This window comes from Myroides phaeus (genome assembly GCF_009799805.1).
Taxonomy (GTDB): domain Bacteria; phylum Bacteroidota; class Bacteroidia; order Flavobacteriales; family Flavobacteriaceae; genus Flavobacterium; species Flavobacterium phaeum_A.
On the sequence record NZ_CP047050.1, the window covers coordinates 751,229 to 772,615 of the forward strand.

Annotated in this window: 22 protein-coding genes; 18 read left to right on the top strand and 4 right to left on the bottom strand. The window is 33.9% G+C overall.

Going from position 1 to position 21,387, the window contains the following annotated elements:
- The first annotated feature begins 3 nt into the window (after positions 1-3).
- The 18 genes from nuoE (at position 4) to trpA (ending at position 17,875) form a co-directional block, all read left to right on the top strand.
- Positions 4-534 carry a complex I 24 kDa subunit family protein gene (gene nuoE, locus GQS07_RS03480; RefSeq protein ID WP_158209626.1) on the top strand — a complete coding sequence of 177 codons (531 nt, stop codon included), beginning with the start codon at positions 4-6 and terminating at the stop codon, positions 532-534.
- A 4-nt stretch (positions 535-538) separates the two neighbouring features.
- Positions 539-1,897 (top strand): NADH-quinone oxidoreductase subunit NuoF, encoded by a 1,359-nt coding sequence (gene nuoF, locus GQS07_RS03485; RefSeq protein ID WP_158209627.1) that lies wholly within the window; start codon positions 539-541, stop codon positions 1,895-1,897.
- A gap of 41 nt (positions 1,898-1,938) precedes the next feature.
- Positions 1,939-2,964, top strand: coding sequence for a 2Fe-2S iron-sulfur cluster-binding protein (locus GQS07_RS03490; protein ID WP_158209628.1), 1,026 nt, complete (start codon positions 1,939-1,941; stop codon positions 2,962-2,964).
- Between the two features lie 12 nt (positions 2,965-2,976).
- The gene (gene nuoH, locus GQS07_RS03495) at positions 2,977-4,011 is read left to right on the top strand and encodes an NADH-quinone oxidoreductase subunit NuoH (protein ID WP_090407919.1); all 1,035 of its coding nucleotides are present in this window, start codon (positions 2,977-2,979) and stop codon (positions 4,009-4,011) included.
- 2 nt (positions 4,012-4,013) lie between these two features.
- Entirely contained in the window at positions 4,014-4,559 is a 546-nt protein-coding gene (locus tag GQS07_RS03500; protein ID WP_158209629.1) for a NuoI/complex I 23 kDa subunit family protein, read from the top strand.
- 2 nt (positions 4,560-4,561) lie between these two features.
- Complete coding sequence (locus tag GQS07_RS03505; protein WP_090407925.1) at positions 4,562-5,077, top strand: NADH-quinone oxidoreductase subunit J; 516 nt, start codon at positions 4,562-4,564, stop codon at positions 5,075-5,077.
- A gap of 2 nt (positions 5,078-5,079) precedes the next feature.
- A complete protein-coding gene (nuoK, locus tag GQS07_RS03510; protein ID WP_006257701.1) occupies positions 5,080-5,400 on the top strand; it encodes an NADH-quinone oxidoreductase subunit NuoK in 321 nt (106 codons plus the stop codon).
- 6 nt (positions 5,401-5,406) lie between these two features.
- Entirely contained in the window at positions 5,407-7,293 is a 1,887-nt protein-coding gene (nuoL, locus tag GQS07_RS03515) for an NADH-quinone oxidoreductase subunit L (RefSeq protein ID WP_090407927.1), read from the top strand.
- A 9-nt stretch (positions 7,294-7,302) separates the two neighbouring features.
- Entirely contained in the window at positions 7,303-8,736 is a 1,434-nt protein-coding gene (locus tag GQS07_RS03520; RefSeq protein WP_158209630.1) for a NuoM family protein, read from the top strand.
- Positions 8,737-8,781: 45 nt separating this feature from the next.
- Positions 8,782-10,155 (top strand): NADH-quinone oxidoreductase subunit N, encoded by a 1,374-nt coding sequence (locus GQS07_RS03525; RefSeq protein ID WP_158209631.1) that lies wholly within the window; start codon positions 8,782-8,784, stop codon positions 10,153-10,155.
- 206 nt (positions 10,156-10,361) lie between these two features.
- Positions 10,362-11,300, top strand: coding sequence for a carbohydrate kinase family protein (locus GQS07_RS03530; protein WP_158209632.1), 939 nt, complete (start codon positions 10,362-10,364; stop codon positions 11,298-11,300).
- Between the two features lie 276 nt (positions 11,301-11,576).
- Positions 11,577-12,962 (top strand): anthranilate synthase component I family protein, encoded by a 1,386-nt coding sequence (locus GQS07_RS03535; protein ID WP_158209633.1) that lies wholly within the window; start codon positions 11,577-11,579, stop codon positions 12,960-12,962.
- A gap of 2 nt (positions 12,963-12,964) precedes the next feature.
- On the top strand, positions 12,965-13,528 hold the full coding sequence (locus tag GQS07_RS03540) for an anthranilate synthase component II (RefSeq protein ID WP_158209634.1): 564 nt from the start codon (positions 12,965-12,967) through the stop codon (positions 13,526-13,528).
- Positions 13,529-13,531: 3 nt separating this feature from the next.
- Positions 13,532-14,521: an anthranilate phosphoribosyltransferase gene (gene trpD / locus GQS07_RS03545; protein ID WP_158209635.1), complete on the top strand. Its 990-nt coding sequence runs from the start codon at positions 13,532-13,534 to the stop codon at positions 14,519-14,521.
- On the top strand, positions 14,518-15,306 hold the full coding sequence (gene trpC, locus GQS07_RS03550; protein ID WP_158209636.1) for an indole-3-glycerol phosphate synthase TrpC: 789 nt from the start codon (positions 14,518-14,520) through the stop codon (positions 15,304-15,306). Before trpD ends, trpC begins: the two co-directional genes overlap by 4 nt.
- Positions 15,303-15,935, top strand: coding sequence for a phosphoribosylanthranilate isomerase (locus tag GQS07_RS03555; RefSeq protein WP_158209637.1), 633 nt, complete (start codon positions 15,303-15,305; stop codon positions 15,933-15,935). The genes trpC and GQS07_RS03555 overlap by 4 nt, the downstream gene beginning before the upstream one ends.
- Complete coding sequence (gene trpB / locus GQS07_RS03560; RefSeq protein ID WP_158209638.1) at positions 15,922-17,112, top strand: tryptophan synthase subunit beta; 1,191 nt, start codon at positions 15,922-15,924, stop codon at positions 17,110-17,112. The genes GQS07_RS03555 and trpB overlap by 14 nt, the downstream gene beginning before the upstream one ends.
- On the top strand, positions 17,102-17,875 hold the full coding sequence (gene trpA / locus GQS07_RS03565; protein ID WP_158209639.1) for a tryptophan synthase subunit alpha: 774 nt from the start codon (positions 17,102-17,104) through the stop codon (positions 17,873-17,875). The genes trpB and trpA overlap by 11 nt, the downstream gene beginning before the upstream one ends.
- A 65-nt stretch (positions 17,876-17,940) precedes the next feature.
- Here the strand turns inward: trpA and GQS07_RS03570 are convergent, their stop codons facing one another.
- The 4 genes from GQS07_RS03570 to GQS07_RS03585 form a co-directional block, all read right to left on the bottom strand.
- Positions 17,941-18,072, bottom strand: a complete 132-nt coding sequence (locus GQS07_RS03570) for a FeoB-associated Cys-rich membrane protein (protein WP_090407961.1) — start codon at positions 18,070-18,072, stop codon at positions 17,941-17,943.
- A 6-nt stretch (positions 18,073-18,078) separates the two neighbouring features.
- On the bottom strand, positions 18,079-20,178 hold the full coding sequence (gene feoB, locus GQS07_RS03575) for a ferrous iron transport protein B (RefSeq protein ID WP_158209640.1): 2,100 nt from the start codon (positions 20,176-20,178) through the stop codon (positions 18,079-18,081).
- Between the two features lie 28 nt (positions 20,179-20,206).
- Positions 20,207-20,437, bottom strand: a complete 231-nt coding sequence (locus GQS07_RS03580; protein WP_090407970.1) for a ferrous iron transport protein A — start codon at positions 20,435-20,437, stop codon at positions 20,207-20,209.
- Between the two features lie 118 nt (positions 20,438-20,555).
- Positions 20,556-21,263, bottom strand: coding sequence for an SCO family protein (locus tag GQS07_RS03585; protein WP_158209641.1), 708 nt, complete (start codon positions 21,261-21,263; stop codon positions 20,556-20,558).
- Between the last annotated feature and the right edge of the window lie 124 nt (positions 21,264-21,387).

Genomic DNA, 21,387 nt, shown 5'->3' on the forward strand with positions numbered 1-21,387 from the left:
ATCATGGAAACTAAGAAATATAAACAAAATATCAATATCACAGCAGAGCTTCAACAACGTATTGACGAATTGTTAAGCCACTACCCTGCTGATAAAAGGAAATCAGCTCTATTGCCTGTTTTACATGAAGTACAAGATGCTCATGACAATTGGTTAAGTGCTGAACTAATGGATAAAGTTGCAGAAATTTTAAATATAACTCCAATTGAGGTATATGAGGTAGTTACATTCTATACTATGTACAACCAAAAACCAGTTGGAAAATATATGTTCGAATTCTGTTTAACTTCTTGCTGTGGAATTAGAGGAGCTGATGACATGATGGAATATGCATGTGAAAAGCTAAACATTAAACCAGGAGAAACAACAGCTGATGGGATGTTTTCTGTGGTTGGAGTACAATGTTTAGGTGCTTGTGGATATGCTCCAATGATGCAATTAGGAGACTTCTACAAAGAACATCTTACAAAAGAAAAAATAGATCAAATCATCGAAGATTGCAAAGCAGGAAAAGTAATTCTTCACGACAAATAGTAATATGGCAACAAAAATATTATTAGATAAAATCAATATCCCAGGGATTAAGTCTTATGAAGTTTACCGTGAAAATGGTGGATATGCTTCAGTAGAAAAGGCAATTAAAACAATGACTCCTGATGCTATAACAGAAGAAGTAAAAGCTTCTGGATTGAGAGGTCGTGGAGGTGCTGGATTCCCTGTTGGATTAAAATGGAGTTTCATCGACAAAAAATCAGGCAAACCAAGACACTTAGTTTGTAATGCTGATGAGTCTGAACCAGGAACTTTTAAAGATAGATTCTTAATGGAACATATTCCTCACTTATTAATTGAGGGTATGATTACAGCAAGTTATGCTTTAGGAGCAAACCTTTCTTATATCTATATTCGTGGAGAATATATGTGGGTTTTCAAAACATTAGAAAGAGCGATTAAAGAAGCTTATGCTGCTGGATGGTTAGGTAAAAACATATTAGGGTCTGATTACTCTTTAGATTTACACGTACACTGTGGTGCAGGTGCTTATATCTGTGGAGAGGAGACTGCTTTAATTGAATCATTAGAAGGAAAAAGAGGAAATCCTCGTATCAAACCACCATTCCCTGCGGTTAGTGGTCTTTGGGGAAATCCAACTGTAGTTAATAACGTAGAGTCTATTGCAAATGTGCCTTGGATTGTAAACAATTCAGGTGAGGCATATTCTAAAATAGGTTTAGGTAGATCTGCAGGAACTAAATTAATTTCTGCTTCTGGTCATATTAGAAAGCCAGGAGTTTATGAAATTGAAATGGGAATCACAGTTGAGGAATTTATAAATTCTGATGAATATTGTGGTGGTATGATGGATGATAGACCTATTAAGGCTTTAATTCCTGGAGGTTCGTCAGTTCCTATCTTACCAGCTCATTTAATTTATAAAACAGCTAATGGAGAAGATCGTTTAATGACTTACGAATCTTTATCTGACGGAGGTTTTGAAACTGGTTCAATGTTAGGTTCTGGTGGTTTCATCGTTTATAATGATACTGCTTGTATCGTAAGAAATACGTGGAACTTCGCTCGTTTTTATGCACATGAAAGCTGTGGACAATGTTCACCTTGTCGTGAAGGAACGGGATGGTTAGAGAAAGTACTTCACCGTATTGAAACTGGTCAAGGTACAATGGAAGACATTGATTTACTATGGAGTATTCAAAGTAACATTGAAGGAAATACTATTTGTCCATTAGGAGATGCTGCTGCTTGGCCAGTTGCTGCTGCTCTTAGACATTTTAGAGACGAATTTGAATATCACGTTTTATATCCTGAAAAAGTTAAAAACAGAGAGCACTTTGTGAATGAACCTTTTTCATCAGTAAAACATTTGATTAATAAATAATATACGTTGAATAAAAATATTCAACTTAAAAAGCACAGTTTATGAAAGTTACTATAGACGGACATGAAATAGAAGTAGAACCAGGAACATCCATTCTACAAGCAGCAAGAATGATTGGAGGAGAATCAGTACCTCCTGCAATGTGCTATTATTCAAAATTAGAAGGAACAGGTGGTAAATGCCGTGCGTGTTTAGTTGAAGTTTCTAAAGGTAGTGAAGCTGACCCACGTCCAATGCCTAAACTAATGGCTTCTTGTAAAACAGGAGTTATGGATGGTATGGAAGTGAAAAGTATTACTTCACCTCGCGTTTTAGAAGCACGTAAAGCAGTTACTGAGTTCTTATTAATAAATCACCCTTTAGATTGTCCAGTTTGTGACCAAGCAGGAGAATGTGATCTTCAAAACTTAGCTTTTAACCACGGTAAAGAGCAAAAAAGGTTTAAAGAAGAAAAAAGAACTTTTGCCCCAGAGAACATTGGAGATAACATCCAACTTCACATGAATCGTTGTATCTTATGTTATCGTTGTGTAAAAACAGCAGAACAATTGACAGATAAACGTGTACACGGTGTATGTGGACGTGGTGATCACGCACAAATATCAACTTATATTTCAGCAGCAATTGACAATGAATTCTCTGGAAATATGATTGACGTTTGTCCTGTTGGAGCACTAACAGATAAAACATTCCGCTTTAAATCACGTGTTTGGTTTAACAAACCATACAATGCACATAGAAATTGCCCTACTTGTTCAGGAAAAACAACACTTTGGATGTTTGGTAATGAAATACAAAGAGTAACTGCTCGTAAGGACCAATACCACGAAGTTGAAGAGTTTATCTGTAATGAATGTCGTTTTGATCATAAAGATCCTAAGGATTGGGTAATTGAAGGTCCTCGTAAATTCGAAAAATCTTCAGTTATTAATCAAAACAACTACACTCAGAAGTTAGACAAAGTTGTGATGAAAACTGAAAAACAAATCTTAGAAGGTCGTGATCAAGACCGCCAAAAGATTAGTATGAAGGCTATTCCTTACACAGAAAAAGAATCTAAAGAATAAATTGGCATAAGGATGGATAAAACTATTATTATAGACAAAGCGGTTATCATTGTTGTAGTATTTGCTGTTACAATGCTTATGGCTATGTATGCTACACTTGCAGAACGTAAGATTGCAGCATGGATACAAGATCGTTTAGGACCGAACCGTGCGGGTAAAGGTGGTTTATTACAACCCTTGGCAGATGGTTTAAAACTTTTTGCTAAAGAAGAATATGAACCAAATACACCTAATAAATTCCTATTCAAATTTGGTCCTTTCTTAGCAATGACTTTAGCACTTATGACAAGTGCAGTTATTCCATGGGGAGACAAATTCCATTTATTTGGAAGAGACATTATATTACAAGCAGCAGATATCAATGTTGGTTTATTATACATCTTAGCTGTTCTTTCAGTAGGTGTATATGGAATTATGATTGGTGCTTGGGCTTCTAATAATAAATATTCATTAATGAGTGGTATTCGTGCTGCATCTCAAATGATTTCGTATGAAATTGCAATGGGATTGTCTCTAATCGGACTACTTTTAATGACTCAAACATTAAGTTTAAGAGAAATAGCTTTACAGCAATCTGGTATGAATTGGAATGTATTCTATCAGCCAGTTGGTTTCTTGATTTTCTTGATTTGTTCTTTTGCAGAAACAAACCGTGCTCCTTTCGATTTAGCAGAATGTGAGCAAGAGTTAATTGGTGGTTTCCACACAGAATACTCTTCAATGAAAATGGGATTCTATTTATTTGCTGAATATGCTAACTTATTTATATCTGCAACAATTATTTCTGTTCTATACTTCGGAGCTTATAACTACCCAGGAATGTCATGGGTTGTAGAAAATTGGGGTGTGAATATCGGAAATACATTAGGTATAATAGCGCTATTTATCAAATTGTGTTTCTTCATTTTTGTTTTTATGTGGGTACGTTGGACTTTACCTCGTTTCCGTTATGACCAATTAATGAACTTAGGATGGAAATCTTTGATTCCTCTTGCACTATTAAACTTAGTTATTACAGCTATTGTTATACTACTTATAAAAAACTAAACATGTCATCAAACAATTATTCATTATCAGGAAGAAAAAAGACTGTTTCTAATAAGAAACTGACTTGGACAGAGCGTATCTATCTTGTAGCGATTTTCAAAGGAATGATGGTTACCTTGAAACACATGTTTAAGAAAAAGGTAACAATTGCTTATCCTGAACAAACAAGACCTTTTAGTCCTGTATATAGAGGAAGACACACTTTAATGCGTGACGAAGAAGGAAGAGAACGTTGTACAGCTTGTGGTCTTTGTGCTCTATCATGTCCAGCTGAAGCTATCTCAATGAAAGCAGCAGAGAGAAAACCAGAAGAAGCGCATTTATATCGCGAAGAGAAATATGCTGAGATTTACGAAATCAATATGTTGCGTTGTATTTTCTGTGGTCTATGTGAAGAAGCTTGTCCTAAACAAGCTATCTATTTAACTAAATCACAACAAATTGCAAAAGCAGATATTAATAGAGAAAATTTCATATTTGGAAAAGATAAATTAGTTATGCCTTTGGATGTAGCTAAAGAGAACACTAAAAACATGAAACAAGCTTAATTATGGTAGAAATTTTATTTTATATTCTTTCGACTATAACACTCGGAAGTGCAGCTTTAACCTTATTGAGCAAAAACCCTATTCATAGTGCACTATGGTTAGTAGTAAGTTTCTTCTCAATAGCAGGTCACTATATCCTTTTGAATTCACAATTCTTAGGAATGGTACACATTATGGTTTATTCTGGAGCAATCATGATCTTGATGCTTTTTACTATAATGTTAATGAACTTAAATATTAGCCATGAAGTAGCAAAACCTTTTGTAACAAAATTAATTGCTACAATAGCTTTCTGTTTCATTGGAATTCTATTACTTTCTATAACAATGAGAGGTGCTCAGACTTATGAATTGCAATATGCAGCTCATGGAGAAGATTTCCAGTCAGTTCAAGTATTAGGAAAAGTTCTTTTAAACGAATATGTAATGCCTTTTGAAATGGTTGCAGTACTATTATTATTAGCTATGATTGGTGCAGTTCTAATTTCTAAAAAGGATAAAACCGAAAAAGCAGCTTAATTATGGAAAATGTAATTGAAATCATCGGTATTGACAGATACATATACTTATCGATCATCTTATTTTGTATCGGAGTATTTGGAATTCTATATAGACGTAACGCAATTGTGATGTTTATGTGTATTGAAATAATGTTGAACTCTGCTAATATGCTATTAGTTGCTTTCTCAACATATCACCAAGATGCACAAGGACAAGTATTCGTATTCTTTACTATGGCAGTAGCGGCAGCCGAAGTTGCAGTAGGACTTGCTATTTTAGTAACGATTTACAGAAATATTGGATCAATTGATATTGATAAATTAAAAAACTTAAAAGGGTAATTCCGCATGGACACAAACGTAATTTTACTTTTATTATTAGTCCCTTTATTAGGGTCTTTAATTAATATTTTCTACGGAAAAAAGTTAGGTAATAGTGCTGGAGTTATAGCAACCTTTGCAGTTTTAATTTCATTCATTGTTACAGTAATAGCTTTTGTACAAGTTAATAGTACGAAAACACCTATTCAAGTAGATTTATTTGAGTGGATCGCAGTAGCTAAATTCAAAATATCTTTTGGATTCTTACTTGATCAACTTTCTCTACTTTGGTTATTATTCGTTACTGGTATTGGTACATTGATACATTGGTATTCAACAAGCTATATGAAAGGTGACGAGAACTATGGTAAGTTCTTTGGATACCTAAACTTATTTATCTTCTTTATGATTGTTTTAGTAGGTGGTAGTAACCTATTAATTACTTTCATTGGATGGGAAGGTGTAGGTTTATGTTCTTACTTACTAATTGGATTCTGGCACAAAAACCAATCATATAATGATGCAGCTAAAAAAGCTTTTATCATGAACCGTATTGGAGACTTAGGTTTCTTAGTTGGGGTATTTATCTTAGCATTTTTATTCCAGTCTTTAGACTATATGACTATCAAAGAAGCTCTTTCTACAGGAACAAATCACCAAATTAATACTTGGATTGGTTTTGCAGCTTTAGCTTTATTCATTGGAGCAGTTGGGAAAAGTGCTCAGTTACCATTATACACATGGTTACCTGATGCAATGGCTGGTCCTACTCCTGTTTCTGCTTTAATACACGCAGCAACAATGGTAACTGCAGGTATTTTCTTAATTACGAGATTAAACTTTGTTTTTGACCTTGCTCCTCAAGTACAAAATATAATTGCAATTATTGGAGCCTTTACTGCTCTTTTTGCTGCAACAATTGGTTTAGTACAAAACGATATCAAAAAAGTATTAGCATATTCTACTGTTTCTCAGTTAGGATTAATGTTTATGGCTATCGGTTTTGGAGCTTATGAAATCGCAGTTTTCCACGTAATAACACACGCTTTCTTTAAAGCTTGTTTATTCTTAGGATCTGGTTCTGTTATACACGCAATGGGTGGAGAACAAGATATGCGTAAAATGGGTGGTTTGAACAAATTTATGAAAGCGACTTATGTTACCTTCTTATTAGCAACACTTGCTATATCAGGTTTCCCATTATTCTCAGGATTCTTCTCAAAAGACGAAATCTTGATGACTGCATTCTTCAATAACCCAACTTTATATGTAATAGGTTCGATTGCATCAATTATGACTGCTTTCTATATGTTCCGTCTATTGTTCTTAACTTTCTTTAAAAACTTTAGAGGTACACAAGAACAAAAGAATCACTTACATGAAAGTCCTGCTTCTATGACTATTCCATTGTGGATTTTAGGAGGTCTATCTGTAATTGGTGGTGTAATTAGTTTACCAGGAAATAGCTGGTTAAACGAATACTTAAAACCAGTTATTGTAAACACGGCTACTAAACATCCTCATGCTTTAGGAACAACTGAATACATTTTAATGGCTGTTGCTACTATTGGATTCTTAATCGGTTTAGGAATTGCATATAGCAAATACATTAAAAACAATGAAGTTCCTCAAGAAGACGAAGAGATTGTTGGATTCCACAAAGTTCTTTACAACAAATATTACATTGATGAAATCTATCAAAAACTATTTGTAAAGCCTATTTATGTACTTGCTACTTTCTTTAGAGATGTAGTAGAAGTAGCTTTATCTGGAACTATTTTTGGATTAGGAAAAATAGCAGATGGTTTATCGTTACAAGGTAAAAAAGCACAAAATGGTAACATTGGATTGTACTTATTTGCTTTCGTATTCGGAATCTGTTTGATTTTATATTATTTATTCATTGCAAGATAACTTAGAGAGATGAACGTAACTATATTATTATTAACGTTATTAGTTGGTGCCTTTGCAACCTATTTATCAGGAAAACAGGCCGCTGCTAAAGTAGCTTTGTTATTTGGACTTGTTGCTTTTGTAGAAACTTTAGTCTTAATCTGTTTACATAATTCTGGTACAGACACAGGATTTGTAACGCAATGGATGGTAAACCCAAACATTCATTTAGCATTCCGTGCAGATGGATTAGGATTAGCTTTAGTATTACTTACTACAGCACTAACACCATTGATCATCTTAACATCTTTTGGTGATCATATTGAAAAATCAAATGCTTTTTATGCATTAGTAATGTTTATGTCATTTGCAATGACAGGAACATTCTTAGCATCAGATGGTTTCTTATATTATATCTTCTGGGAATTAGCATTATTACCTATTTACTTCATTGCTTTACTTTGGGGTAATGACACATTTGAAGCTCGTAAAAAAGCAATTTTAAAATTCTTTATTTACACATTTGCAGGTTCATTGTTTATGCTTGTAGGTTTTATTTACTTATACCAAAAAGCTGGAAGTTTTATGCTTTTAGACTTGTATAATGTAAACTTAACAGCTAAAGAACAATACTGGATATTCTTGGCTTTCTTCTTAGCTTACGCTATTAAAATTCCTGTTTTTCCTTTCCATACTTGGCAGGCTTCAACTTACGAAAAAGCACCAACAGTTGGTACTATGTTACTTGCTGGTATAATGCTTAAAATGGGATTATACTCAATAATTCGTTGGCAATTGCCTATTACTTCAACTGCAGCAAAAGACTTAATGCCTACAATTTTAGTATTATGTCTTATCGGAGTAGTTTATGGATCAATAGTAGCTTTGAAACAATCAAACATCAAAAGATTCTTTGCTTACTCTTCATTGGCTCACGTTGGACTAATTGCAGCAGGTTCTTATTCATTAACACTTGATGGTTTAAGAGGATCTGTTCTACAAATGATTGCTCACGGTTTCGTAATCGTTGGATTATTCTATGTAGCTGATATCATTTACAAACGTTATGAAACAAGAATGATTGGTGAGATGGGTGGTATCCGTCAACAAGCACCTAAATTTGCTTCATTCTTTATGATTTTAATGTTTGCTTCAATTGGTTTACCAGGTACATTCAGTTTCATTGGAGAATTCAGCTTACTTTATGGTTTATCTCAAGTAAACTTATGGTATGCAATTATAGGGGGAACAACAATTATTTTAGGAGCTTTTTACATGTTGAGAATGTTCCAAAAATCTATGTTAGGTGAAACTAATGCTAAAACATTCTTAGACGTAACTACAAAAGAGTCTATTGTTCTTGGTGTTTTAGTAATAGCGATAATTTTCTTTGGTATTTATCCAAAACCATTATCAGATTTAATCACACCAAGTTTGGTTGAAATAATATCATATATTAAGTAATAAGAAGTCAGTTTAACTGATGTATATAATTCCAAAATATAACAAATGAACACATTAATAGCAATTGGAGTATTAGCGGTCTTAGTACTTGTAGCAGAGATAATCAATTTGCGTAAAATTGTCATTCCTATGACGATTGTTGGTTTATTGGGAATCTTAGTTTACACACTATGTAACATAGATGTGGTTGAAGCATATTATAATAATATGTTTGTTTCTACTAAATTCTCTACCGCATTTTCATCTTTATTTATCGCCCTAACTGTATTTTTAGTTGGGATGAGTAAAGACTTTTATAAAAAACAATATTCAAAAATAGCAGACTATATATCTCTGAAACTTTTCTTATTAATGGGAGCCATTTGTATGGTAAGTTTTGGAAATATGGCAATGTTTTTCTTAGGATTAGAAATTCTTTCTATCACTCTTTACATCTTGTGTGGAACAGAGATTAAAAACATTAAAAGTAATGAAGCTGCAATGAAGTACTTCCTTTTAGGTTCATTCGCTTCAGGTGTTGTGTTATTTGGTATCGCTTTAGTTTATGGAGCAACAGGTTCTTTTGACCTTGTACAAATAACAAAAATAGCATCAACGAGCGCATTACCTATTTGGTATCCATTAGGAGTAATAATGATTATCATTGGTATGTTGTTTAAAGTAGCTGCTGTTCCTTTCCACTTCTGGGCACCAGACGTATATCAAGGAGCACCAAGTTTAACAACTGCAATGATGAGTACTTTAGTTAAAGTAGCTGCTGTAGCAACTTTATACAAATTAAGCTTAGCATTATTTAGTCATATGCCTGATTACTTTACTGGAGTAATTGTAGTAATTGCAATCTTAACTATGACAGTTGGAAATATCATGGCAATCAGACAAGACAATATGAAGCGTCTTTTAGCATACTCTGGTATATCTCATGCTGGATTTATGATGATGGCTCTAACGGCTCTTGGATCGGCTACATCTAACTTATTCTACTATGCATCAGCTTATGCTATTGCAGGTATCGCAGCGTTCTCTGTTTTAATCATTGTGACTAAAAATAAAGACAACGAGTTAATTTCTAACTTTTATGGATTAGGAAGAAGAAACCCTCTTTTAGCGGTAGTATTATCTATTGGTTTATTATCAATGGGAGGTATTCCAATCTTTGCAGGTTTCTTTGGTAAATTCTTCTTGTTCTCTCAAGCAATTTCTAATGGTTACATTGCATTAGTAATCTTCGGGGTAATCAACTCTTTTATCAGTATTTATTATTACTTAAAAGTGATTATAGCAATGTTCTCTAACTATGAAGAAAACACAGACGAATTAGAAGTTCCTCTTTCTTACAAAGTAATTGGAGTAACAGCTGTTGCAATTAATATTATCATTGGATTATGTCCTTCTTTATTACTTAATTTATTTAATTAAGAAGCACTCCAAATCTTATATAAAAGCTCTACTTAGTTTTAAGTAGAGCTTTTTTTATGCAGTATTATTTCTTCTACATTACAAACAAATTAAGAAACTAATGTTTACAAAACCTTAAACATTACTACGCCTTACAAAAGAAATGTAAAGATTTTTGTATCTTAGTCTATATGGGGAGAATATTCCTCCCCTTAAAAAATTAGACTATGACAGATATCAGTGCAAAACCTTCAGTTGTTTGTTTTGGAGAAGTACTTTGGGACATCTTCCCTACCTATAAAAGAATCGGAGGAGCTCCTCTAAATGTAGCTTTTCATTTACATAAATTCAATATTGATTCACACATCATTACAAAGATTGGTCAAGACGAATTAGGAAGTAAAATTCTTGACAGAATTACAACTGATGGAATACCAACTGCTACTGTACAAGTCGATCCGAATCATCAAACAGGAACTGTCTTTGCAACATTTGACGACAACAATGATGCGTCTTACGAGTTCTTAGATAAAAGTGCTTGGGATTATATAGACTTCAAACAAAGTGACTACGATTTAGTAGCAAAATCAGATGCTTTTGTTTTTGGAACTTTAGCAAGTAGAAAAGAGCATACAAGAAACACACTTCATCAATTATTAGAAGCGGCAAAATACAAAGTCTATGATGTCAATTTTAGACCTCCTCATTATGATTTGGATTTTGTAACAGAACTAATGAAAAAATCCGACTTGTTAAAGATGAATAAGGCTGAATTAAAAGAGATCCTTGAATACATTGGTAAAGTATACACAACAGAAGAAGATGCTGTTAAACATATCCAGGATTACTTTAAATGCAATGAAATTATAGTTTCTAAAGGGAGTAAAGGAGGCATCTACCAAAGCAATGATGTTTTTTATCGCTTTCCAGCAGTTGAAATTGTAATCAAAGATACTGTAGGTAGTGGTGATTCTTTCTTAGCAGGTTTTTTAGCAGAAAAAATTAAGCAAAGTAATGACCTTGAAGTTATTAAAAAAGCATCTTGCTTAGGAGCATACATAACCTCTCACGCAGGGGCTTGTCCTCCATATAAATTAGATGATTTTCACCTTTTCTATGAAGAGAACACATTTCACGATCAAGATATAATACAAGTAAAGCTTTAAAGATTAATCGATTAATGTCATAAAAAAATTAATATTAATATTTGTTATTTAATTTTTTTTTATACTTTAGCATCAACATTCAAAAGAAAATGAATACACAATTCTTAAATACTAATTGGTGGTGGCTTACTCAATCCGACAAAGGGTTTAGTTGGCTATGCTGTGTATTTAAGTAATCTACTCTAAAATAAGTATATTATTCTTATATATATAAAAGGCTCACTGTTAACCCAGTGGGCCTTTTTTTTTGCTTTTTTATAACTCAACTTTTATCGTATGAATATCACAACTCATTATCAGAAACTACTGGGAGATACCTATACCCCTGTAGAACTTTATCTAAAATTAAGAGACAAATTTCCTAATAGCCTTCTATTAGAAAGCTCTGACTATAACAGTAAAGAAAACAGCTATTCTTATATCTGTTTAACTCCCATTGCGTCTATTTGTGTAGAAAAGCAATTCACACATATTAACCTAATTGACGTTAGTAAACAATATCCTACTAATTCAATTGATGTGATTCAAGAATTAAACGCTTTTACACAATCTATCAACCTTAAAAAACCTACTGAACTAAACTTTATCAACAACGGTCTATTCGGTTATACTTCATACAACAGTATTCCTTTATTACAAGAAATAACAATTGATTCTAACGATTTTGAATTGCCTTTAATGCAATATGCTTTCTATAAAAATCTAATTGTATTCAATCACTTCAAAAATGAATTATACCTCATCGATCACACTATTGAAGAGGAAGAAAACAACATAGAACAACTTAAAAGTCTTATAAACAACAACGCTATTTCCTCTTTCCCTTTCCAAACAAAAGGAGAAGAAAAAACAATGCTCTCAAACGATGAGTTTCTATCTACAATCAAAAAAGGAAAAGAACATTGTCAAAATGGTGATGTATTTCAATTAGTCTTATCGCGTAAGTTTAACCAAGAATTTCAAGGAGATGAGTTCAATGTGTATAGAACACTTCGATCAATCAACCCCTCTCCTTACCTATTTTTCTTTGACTATGGTGATTTCAAAATATTTGGTTCTTCTCCTGAAGCACAACTTGTCATCAAAGAAAACAAAGCTTACATACATCCAATTGCAGGTACATTTCAACGAAGTGCCGATCCTTTAGATGATAAACATATTGCTGAACAATTATTAAATGACCCTAAAGAATCTGCAGAACACGTAATGCTTGTAGACCTTGCGAGAAATGACCTCAGCAAAAACAGTGAGATTGTCCAAGTAGAAAAATTCAAACAAGTAGAATATTACTCTCACGTAATTCACCTTGTCTCAAAAGTCAGTGGAACTCTTGCTAACAATGCTAATCCTATACAAATCTTTGCAGATACATTCCCTGCAGGCACACTATCAGGAGCACCTAAACACAAGGCAATGCAACTAATCAATCAATACGAACCTGAAAGTAGAGGTTTCTATGGAGGAGCTGTCGGAATTATTGGATTAGATGGAACGCTAAACCAAGCTATTTTCATTCGCTCTGTATTAAGTCACAATAATCACCTTACCTACCAAGCAGGCTGTGGCATAGTCATACAATCGAATGAAAACTTAGAACTACAAGAAATAGACAATAAACTTAGAGCAGTTAGGTCTGCTATCCAACAAGCAGAAAACATATAATTATGAAAATAATAGTTATTGACAATTACGACTCCTTTGTTTATAACATCGTATATGCCCTAAAAGAATTAGGTGCACAACAAGTAGATGTTATTAAAAACGACAAAGTTAACCTTCAAGAACTTGCTAAATATGATAAAATAGTTATCTCTCCCGGTCCGGGAATACCTATTGATGCTGGTCAAGTAATGAATATTCTAAAAGAATACAGTACTTCCAAAAGCATATTTGGAGTCTGTTTAGGACACCAAGCCATCGGTGAGTTCTTTAAGCACAATCTAAAACAACTAAATAACCCTTTACACGGCATTCAAGGACAACTACAAATTACACAGGAAGATTACTTGTTAAAAGATATCCCCAACCATACCAAAATAGGTCATTACCACTCTTGGGTTATTGATGAAAACGACAACTCTGAACTTGATGTTATAGCTTATGATACAAATGGAAACATTATGGCAATCAAGCATAAGCATTACGATATAAGAGGTGTACAGTTTCACCCTGAGTCAATCCTAACGGAAAACGGACTACAACTATTAGCTAATTGGATAAAAAATTAAACTATGAAAGAGTTACTTAACAAACTTATACAACATAAAACCCTGACCACAGATGAGGCTAAACAAGTATTACTTGATATGGCAACAGGAGCATATAGCGAACCTCAACTATCTGCTATTCTAACAACCTACTTAATGCGCTCTATTACTTTAGAAGAACTTACGGGGTTTAGAGAAGCAATGCTACAATTAGCAACTAAGGTAAACTTATCTCAATTCAATCCCATGGATGTTTGTGGTACGGGAGGTGATGGAAAAAACACATTCAATATATCTACCCTAACTTCTTTTGTACTTGCAGGAAACAATATTCCTGTTGCTAAACACGGAAATTATGGCGTATCCTCTGTTTCTGGTTCTTCAAGTGTTCTTGAAAACTTAGGTATTCACTTTAGAAAAACAGAAGCAGAATTGCAAAACCAATTAGCAGAAGCTAACATTTGCTTTATTCACGCTCCCTTGTTTCACCCAGCAATGAAGAGAATTGCTCCTGTGAGAAAATCACTTGGTGTAAAAACCTTTTTCAATATGCTTGGTCCTCTTACAAATCCGGCAGAACCCAAAGTGCAAATGGTTGGTTTATTCAATCTTGAACTATTGCGTATGTATCAATATTTCTTTCAAAAATCTGACACCCAATATTGCATTATCCACGCTTTAGATGGATATGATGAATGTACACTTACAGACAAATGTAAAATCGTAACAAATACTAAAGAGCAAATAATAGACGCTTCATATTTCAATCAACCTAAAGTCAGTCAAACGGATATCATTGGTGGTAATACCGTAGAAGAATCTGCTTATATCTTTTGGCAAATCCTAAAAGGAAAAGGTACAGAGGCACAAAATAGCGTTGTCCTTGCTAATAGTGCTTTAGCAATTAAAACCTATCATCCATCACTAACTATTGAAGAGGCATATAACCAAGCTGAAGAGTCCCTTTTAGGAGGTAATGCAAAAAAGAAATTTGAAATACTGCGAAACTTATGAAACTGATATTAGAAAAAATAAGACGACATAAAGAACAAGAAGTTGCTTACAAGAAATTAAACCAACCTGTAGAATCCTTACGAACACAGGAACTATACAACAGACAGTGTACTTCTTTAAAACAAGCGATAATAGCATCAAAGGGCAAAGGAATTATTGCCGAATTCAAAAGACAATCGCCAAGTAAAGGAAATATACATCCAAATGCAGATGTCACAGCCATTGTCAAAGGTTATACACAAGAAGGAGCTACTGCTTTGTCTGTTCTTTTTGACCAGCAATTTTTTGGTGCTAAAACAGATGATTTTCAGAAAGCAAGAAAGGCAACACACCTTCCTCTTTTACAAAAAGAATTTATTGTTGACGAATATCAACTTGAGGAAGCGAAAGCAATCGGAGCTGATGCCATCTTACTAATTGCAAAACTCCACCCAGTGGACAGAATCGTTCAACTCACAGAATATGCACACAAACTTGGTTTGGAAGTACTATTAGAAACGCATACAGCAGAGGAAGTTCGTTTATACAGCCATACAAACTTTGACTTAATAGGTATAAACAATAGAAACCTAAACACCTTTGACGTTGACATTGAAAATAGCATTCTATTAGCTTCATACTTGCCTACTAATGCGGTAAAAATTGCAGAAAGTGGAATATACTCTGCTAATACCATAAAGGAGTTACAACAAGCAGGTTTTGCAGGATATCTTATAGGAGAATATTTTATGAAAGAACACAATCCGCCAGAAAGATTAAAACAATTACAAACGGAACTGCTATGAAAATAAAGATTTGCGGAATGAAAACTCCTGAAAATATCCAAGAAATAGTTTCATTAAACCCTGATTTAATAGGGTTCATCTTTTATAAAAAATCAAGCAGATACATAGACGAATCTACTTTGCAAAGTAGTATTCAAAAGATACCTGCCCCGATAAAGAAAGTAGGTGTATTTGTCAATGAAAGCAATGATGTGATACAAGCTATAGCACTGCAATACGCTTTAGATATTATTCAATTACACGGAGAGGAGTCAATCGCCCAATGTCAAGCACTACACGAAAAGGGATTTAATATCATAAAAGCATTCCCCATTCAAGACAAAATAGACATAAAAATACTTGAAACATACATCCCCTATTGCTCGGCTTTTTTATTTGACACGAAAACATCACAGTATGGAGGAAGTGGACAAGCGTTTAATTGGAACATTCTGCAAAACTATACATTAGATAAACCTTTCTACCTCAGCGGAGGAATAGGGTTATCTAATATTACACAAGCATTAAAAGTTAAACACCCTGCTTTAATAGGCTTTGATTGCAATAGCCAATTAGAAGATGAAGCAGGACTAAAAAATTACAATCACACAAAACAACTTATAAATAGTATTAGAAATGAACACATTTAACCCTACATCAGATGGCTACTACGGAGAATTTGGAGGTGCCTTCATTCCTGAAATGTTGCACGCCAATGTAGCAGAACTACAAGCAAAATACTTAGATATACTTCAAGATAGCAGCTTCCAACAAGAAATGCAGTCCCTTCTAAAAGACTATGTCGGAAGGCCAACCCCTCTGTTTTATTCTGAAAACTTATCAAAACAATACAAAGCTAAAATCTACCTAAAAAGAGAAGATTTAAACCATACAGGAGCCCATAAAATCAATAACACTATTGGACAAGTATTATTGGCAAAACGCCTAAACAAAAAAAGGATTATCGCAGAAACAGGTGCAGGACAACACGGTGTTGCCACTGCCACTACTTGTGCTTTATTAGGTTTAGAGTGCACTGTATTTATGGGAGCAATAGACATCGAAAGACAAAAGCCAAATGTTGAACGAATGAAGATGCTTGGAGCCACTGTAGTTCCAGCAAATAGTGGTAGCAAAACATTAAAAGATGCTACAAACGAGGCTATCAGAGAATGGATAAACAATCCTACCGATACTCATTATGTAATTGGTTCTGTCGTTGGTCCACACCCTTATCCTGATATGGTAGCAAAATTTCAATCTATTATTAGCAAAGAGATTCAAGAACAACTATTAGAAAAAGAAAACACAGCAAAACCGGATTATGTAATTGCTTGCGTTGGAGGTGGTAGTAATGCTATGGGAGCTTTCTATCATTTTATCGATAACAAGCATACCAAACTAATTGCTGTTGAAGCAGCCGGAAAAGGAACACAAACGGATAAAACAGCCGCTACAATTGCATTAGGCAAAAAAGGTATTATCCACGGTAGTAAAACCTACCTTATACAAACAGAAGACGGTCAGATTATAGAACCCTATTCTATATCAGCTGGATTAGACTATCCTGGTATTGGTCCTGCTCACGCTTATCTTAATGATACTAATAAAATAATTGTAGATAGCATCACTGATGACGAAGCTGTAAAAGCAGCTTTTCATTTAACCAGAACGGATGGAATTATACCTGCTTTAGAATCGGCTCACGCTTTAGCTTACTTAGAAAAACTAACCTTAAAAGAAAACGACATTGTCATTGTCAACTTATCTGGAAGAGGAGATAAAGATATGCTAACCTATCAAAAATACTTTACCAATGAAAAATAGAATTACAACAACTTTCCAACAAAAAAATAAAAATATACTCTCTATCTTTTTCACTGCTGGTTATCCTAACCTAAACGATACACTTACTATTATTGAAAACTTAGAGAAAGCGGGAGTAGATATGATTGAAATAGGCATTCCTTTTTCGGATCCCCTTGCCGATGGTCCCGTTATACAAGAAAGTAGCGAGAAAGCCCTTAAAAACGGTATGAGCCTAACTCTTTTGTTTGACCAGCTAACAACACTTAGAAAAAACACAACCATTCCTATTGTATTAATGGGGTACCTAAACCCTATCCTACAATACGGCGAAGAAAACTTTGTCAAAAAATGTGCTGAAGTCGGTATTGATGGATTCATTATTCCAGATTTACCTCTTGATTATTATAAGCAGCATCTCAAAGCTTACTGCCATCAATACGGCATCTTAAACATTATGTTGATAAATAATGAAACAACAGAAGAACGAATCAAAATGATTGACCAAGAAACAAATGGTTTTATCTATATGGTCTCTTCAAACAGCATAACTGGAGCAAATAAAAACTTAGAAATACAAGCAGACTATTTCCAACGCGTTCAAAACCTACAATTAACCAATCCACGATTAGTTGGTTTCGGGATCCACAATGCTACAACCTTTCAAACCGTTTGCAAATACAGTCAGGGTGCTATTGTTGGTTCTGCTTTTGTCAAGCATATAGAACACAACGGTATATCACTACCCTCTATACAAGAATTTGTAAACAGCCTAAAACAATAAAAGCGAAAGCCATCTAAAATAGATGGCTTTCGCTTTTTATATATAAATAGTAAACTATATCTCTGTTAAGAGCAACCGCAACTTCCGTTACCACAAGATCCATTCTTGCCTCCCTTATTCTTCCAAAAACTCTTTTTGATAAAATACCCTAAAGCAATAATAACAATTGCATAGGCTATTACTTCTTGGTAGTCCATATTAGTTTATTTTAAAAGTTGATACACTACTAATGCAACAACATACGCAAACACAGTCATAAACACTACTTGGAATATAGTCCATTTCCAAGACTTTGTCTCTCTTCTGGTAATTGCAACTGTCGAAGCACATTGCATTGCAAATGCATAAAAGAACATCAATGAAAGTCCACTTGCTAAAGTAAACACCTTCTCTCCTGTGTCTGGCCAAACCTCAGCCTCCATACGAGCCTTGATCGTTTCTTCTTCTTCACCACTTGAACCCACATTGTAAATAGTAGCCAATGTTGCCACAAATACCTCACGAGCTACGAATGATGTAATCACTGCAATACCAATTTTCCAATCATATCCCAATGGTTTAATAACAGGTTCAATTGTTTTACCAACAATTCCGATGTATGAATTTTCTAATCTATACCCTGCTACATAATCATCCATTTCTTCAGCTGTTACAACCTCTCCTTTGTATCTTTCAGCAATAATTTCTTCTGCATTTTCAAAATTATTTCCAGGTCCGTGAGCACCTAAAAACCAAATAATAATTGAAAGGAAAAAGATAATCTTACCTGCTCCAACAACGAAAGCTTTAGTCTTTTCATACATTGTAGCAACTACGTTTTTCAATATAGGTGCACGGTAGCTTGGCATTTCAATTACAAAATATGACTTGTGTTTTACGTCAATAAAGTGTTTCAATACCCACGCACCAATCAATGCAGAGAAGAATCCAATTAAATAGAAGAACGTCAACGTTAACGCCTGCATTCCAAATATACCAATACGAGTATCAGGAATAACCAATGAAATCAAGATGATATAAACTGGAATACGAGCAGAACAAGTAGTAAACGGAGTCACTAAAATTGTCAACAAACGCTCTTTTGGATTTTCAATATTACGAGCAGACATAATTGCTGGAATCGCACAAGCATTACCTGAGATTAATGGAACAACTGATTTTCCACTTAATCCAAAAGGACGCATTAAACGGTCCATTAAAAACACTACTCTACTCATATATCCCGTTTCTTCAAGAATCGCGATAAACATAAATAAAATAGCAATTTGAGGAATGAATGGCATAATACCACCAATACCCGGAACGATACCATCTGCTATTAAGTCTGTCAGTTTCCCCGGTGTCATTACCTCGTGTACCCAAGTTGTCAAAGACGCAAATTGATCTTCTATCCAATCCATCGGAATACTTGACCACTCAAATATCGCTTGGAACACCAATAACATAATTGCGAAGAAGATTACATAACCCCAAACGCGGTGCGTTAAAATACGGTCAACCTTACTTCTGATATCTGTTGCCTTAGAAGAGTCCTTTACATAAGTCTCTTTTAAAACATCATTTATAAATTGATAACGTTTAATTGTTTTCTTGTGTTGTAAACGCTTAACCTCATCCTCAGATAATTTAACTCCTTTAGATTCGATTTCATTTTTACCTATTCCTCCAATTGTAACCTCTTGCGAGTAAATCATCCATAATTTATACACAGATAAATTAGAGAACGTAAGTGCTAAACGACCAAAGAACTCAGGATCTACACCTGTAGCGTTCATACAAGGCTTAATAGAAAGCTCCTTGTAGTCTAAAACAGCTTGTTTTATTTCTTGAATACCTAATTTCTTCTTAGCACTTGCTAAAACGATTTTAGTTTTCAACTTTTCTTCTAACTCAGCTACAGCAAGAGTAATCCCTTTCTCTTCCATTCGGTCAGCCATATTCACAACCAATACCGTTGGAATACCTAACTCTTTCACTTGCGTAAATAAAAGTAGATTACGTTTTAAATTCTCGATATCTACAACAACTACAGCAACATCTGGATAATCTTCATTAGTAGGATCGAACAACAAATCTAAAACGATGCGTTCGTCTAATGAGCTGGCATTGATACTATACGTACCTGGTAAATCTACAATTGTAGCATTTGTGTGTTCATCAAGTTTTGACACACCTGTTTTCTTATCAACAGTAATTCCTGGATAATTCCCTATTTTATGATTAAGTCCAGTTAAAGCATTAAATACTGAGGTTTTCCCTACGTTAGGATTACCTATTAGGGCAACTTTAATATTTTTTTTCATCAACTAATGTAATAATATATTGTACTAATTAACCCTCTACTTCTACAAGTATTTCACGAGCTAATTCTTTACGAATAGATAAATGTGTGTCATTTATACACAAATAAATCGGATCTCCCAATGGGGCTACTTCTAACAACACTACTTCATTGCCAGGTAAACATCCCATCTCTAATAATTTCAAAGGAACCTTATGCATATCAAACTCTGCAATTACTCCTCTTTCGTTTCTTTTTAACAAGTCTAAAGTTGTACTCACTTTATTTAGATTTAATTCACATTACAAAGCTAAGTATAAAAAAAGATAATAGTAGCATAAACACAAGATTTCTTATTATTTAAACTTCTATTACCTTTAGTTTTATCTCTTAACAAGGTTATTTTTTACTCTCTTCGTGCTTGTATAACCATTGGATATCTTCCCACAAATCTTGCATATTCTTAGCCTCTTCATCCTTCGTATCTAAGTTCGTTCCATCATAGAAACCTCTAATACGCCCACTTCCATCTACCAATATAAAGTTCTCTGTATGTACCATATCGTACATCTCTTCAGGAGAACCTGTCTTCACTGCTAAGTAAGAATTTCTTGCGATATAATAGATATCTCTCTTATCTCCTGTTACCAGATTCCAAATGTTATCATCTACCCCTTTGTGAAGTGCGTATTCTTTCAACACTGGAACACTATCAATATCTGGAGTTACAGTATGAGAAAGTAACTTAACACCCGGTAAATCTTTAATCTTATCTTGTAACCACACCATATTATCTCCCATAATTGGACAAATAGTAGGACAAGTAGTAAAAAAGAAATCTGCTACATAAATATGCCCTTCATAGTCTTTATTAGAAATAGTATCCCCATTTTGATTTACAAACTTAAATGGCGCTATACGGTGTTTTTGCTTATTTGCTTGATGTTGAATCAAACTATCTACCATCTCCGGGTTTACCATTGCAGGAGTATAAACAGGTAGTGACTTTCTGTACTTCAATGCATTATAAAACATAATCATTATTCCTGCACACAATAAGAAGAAAAATAAAAAGAAATATCTGTACTTTTTAAAGAACTGTAACATAATTATTTGAGTTTATGCAAACTTACAAATTCACTTCTAAAAAAAGGTTAAAGACTTTATAAATGCTTCATCCTCATTTTGCTTTGTTAAAAATTATATTAACCAAAGATATTTTCTATTTTTG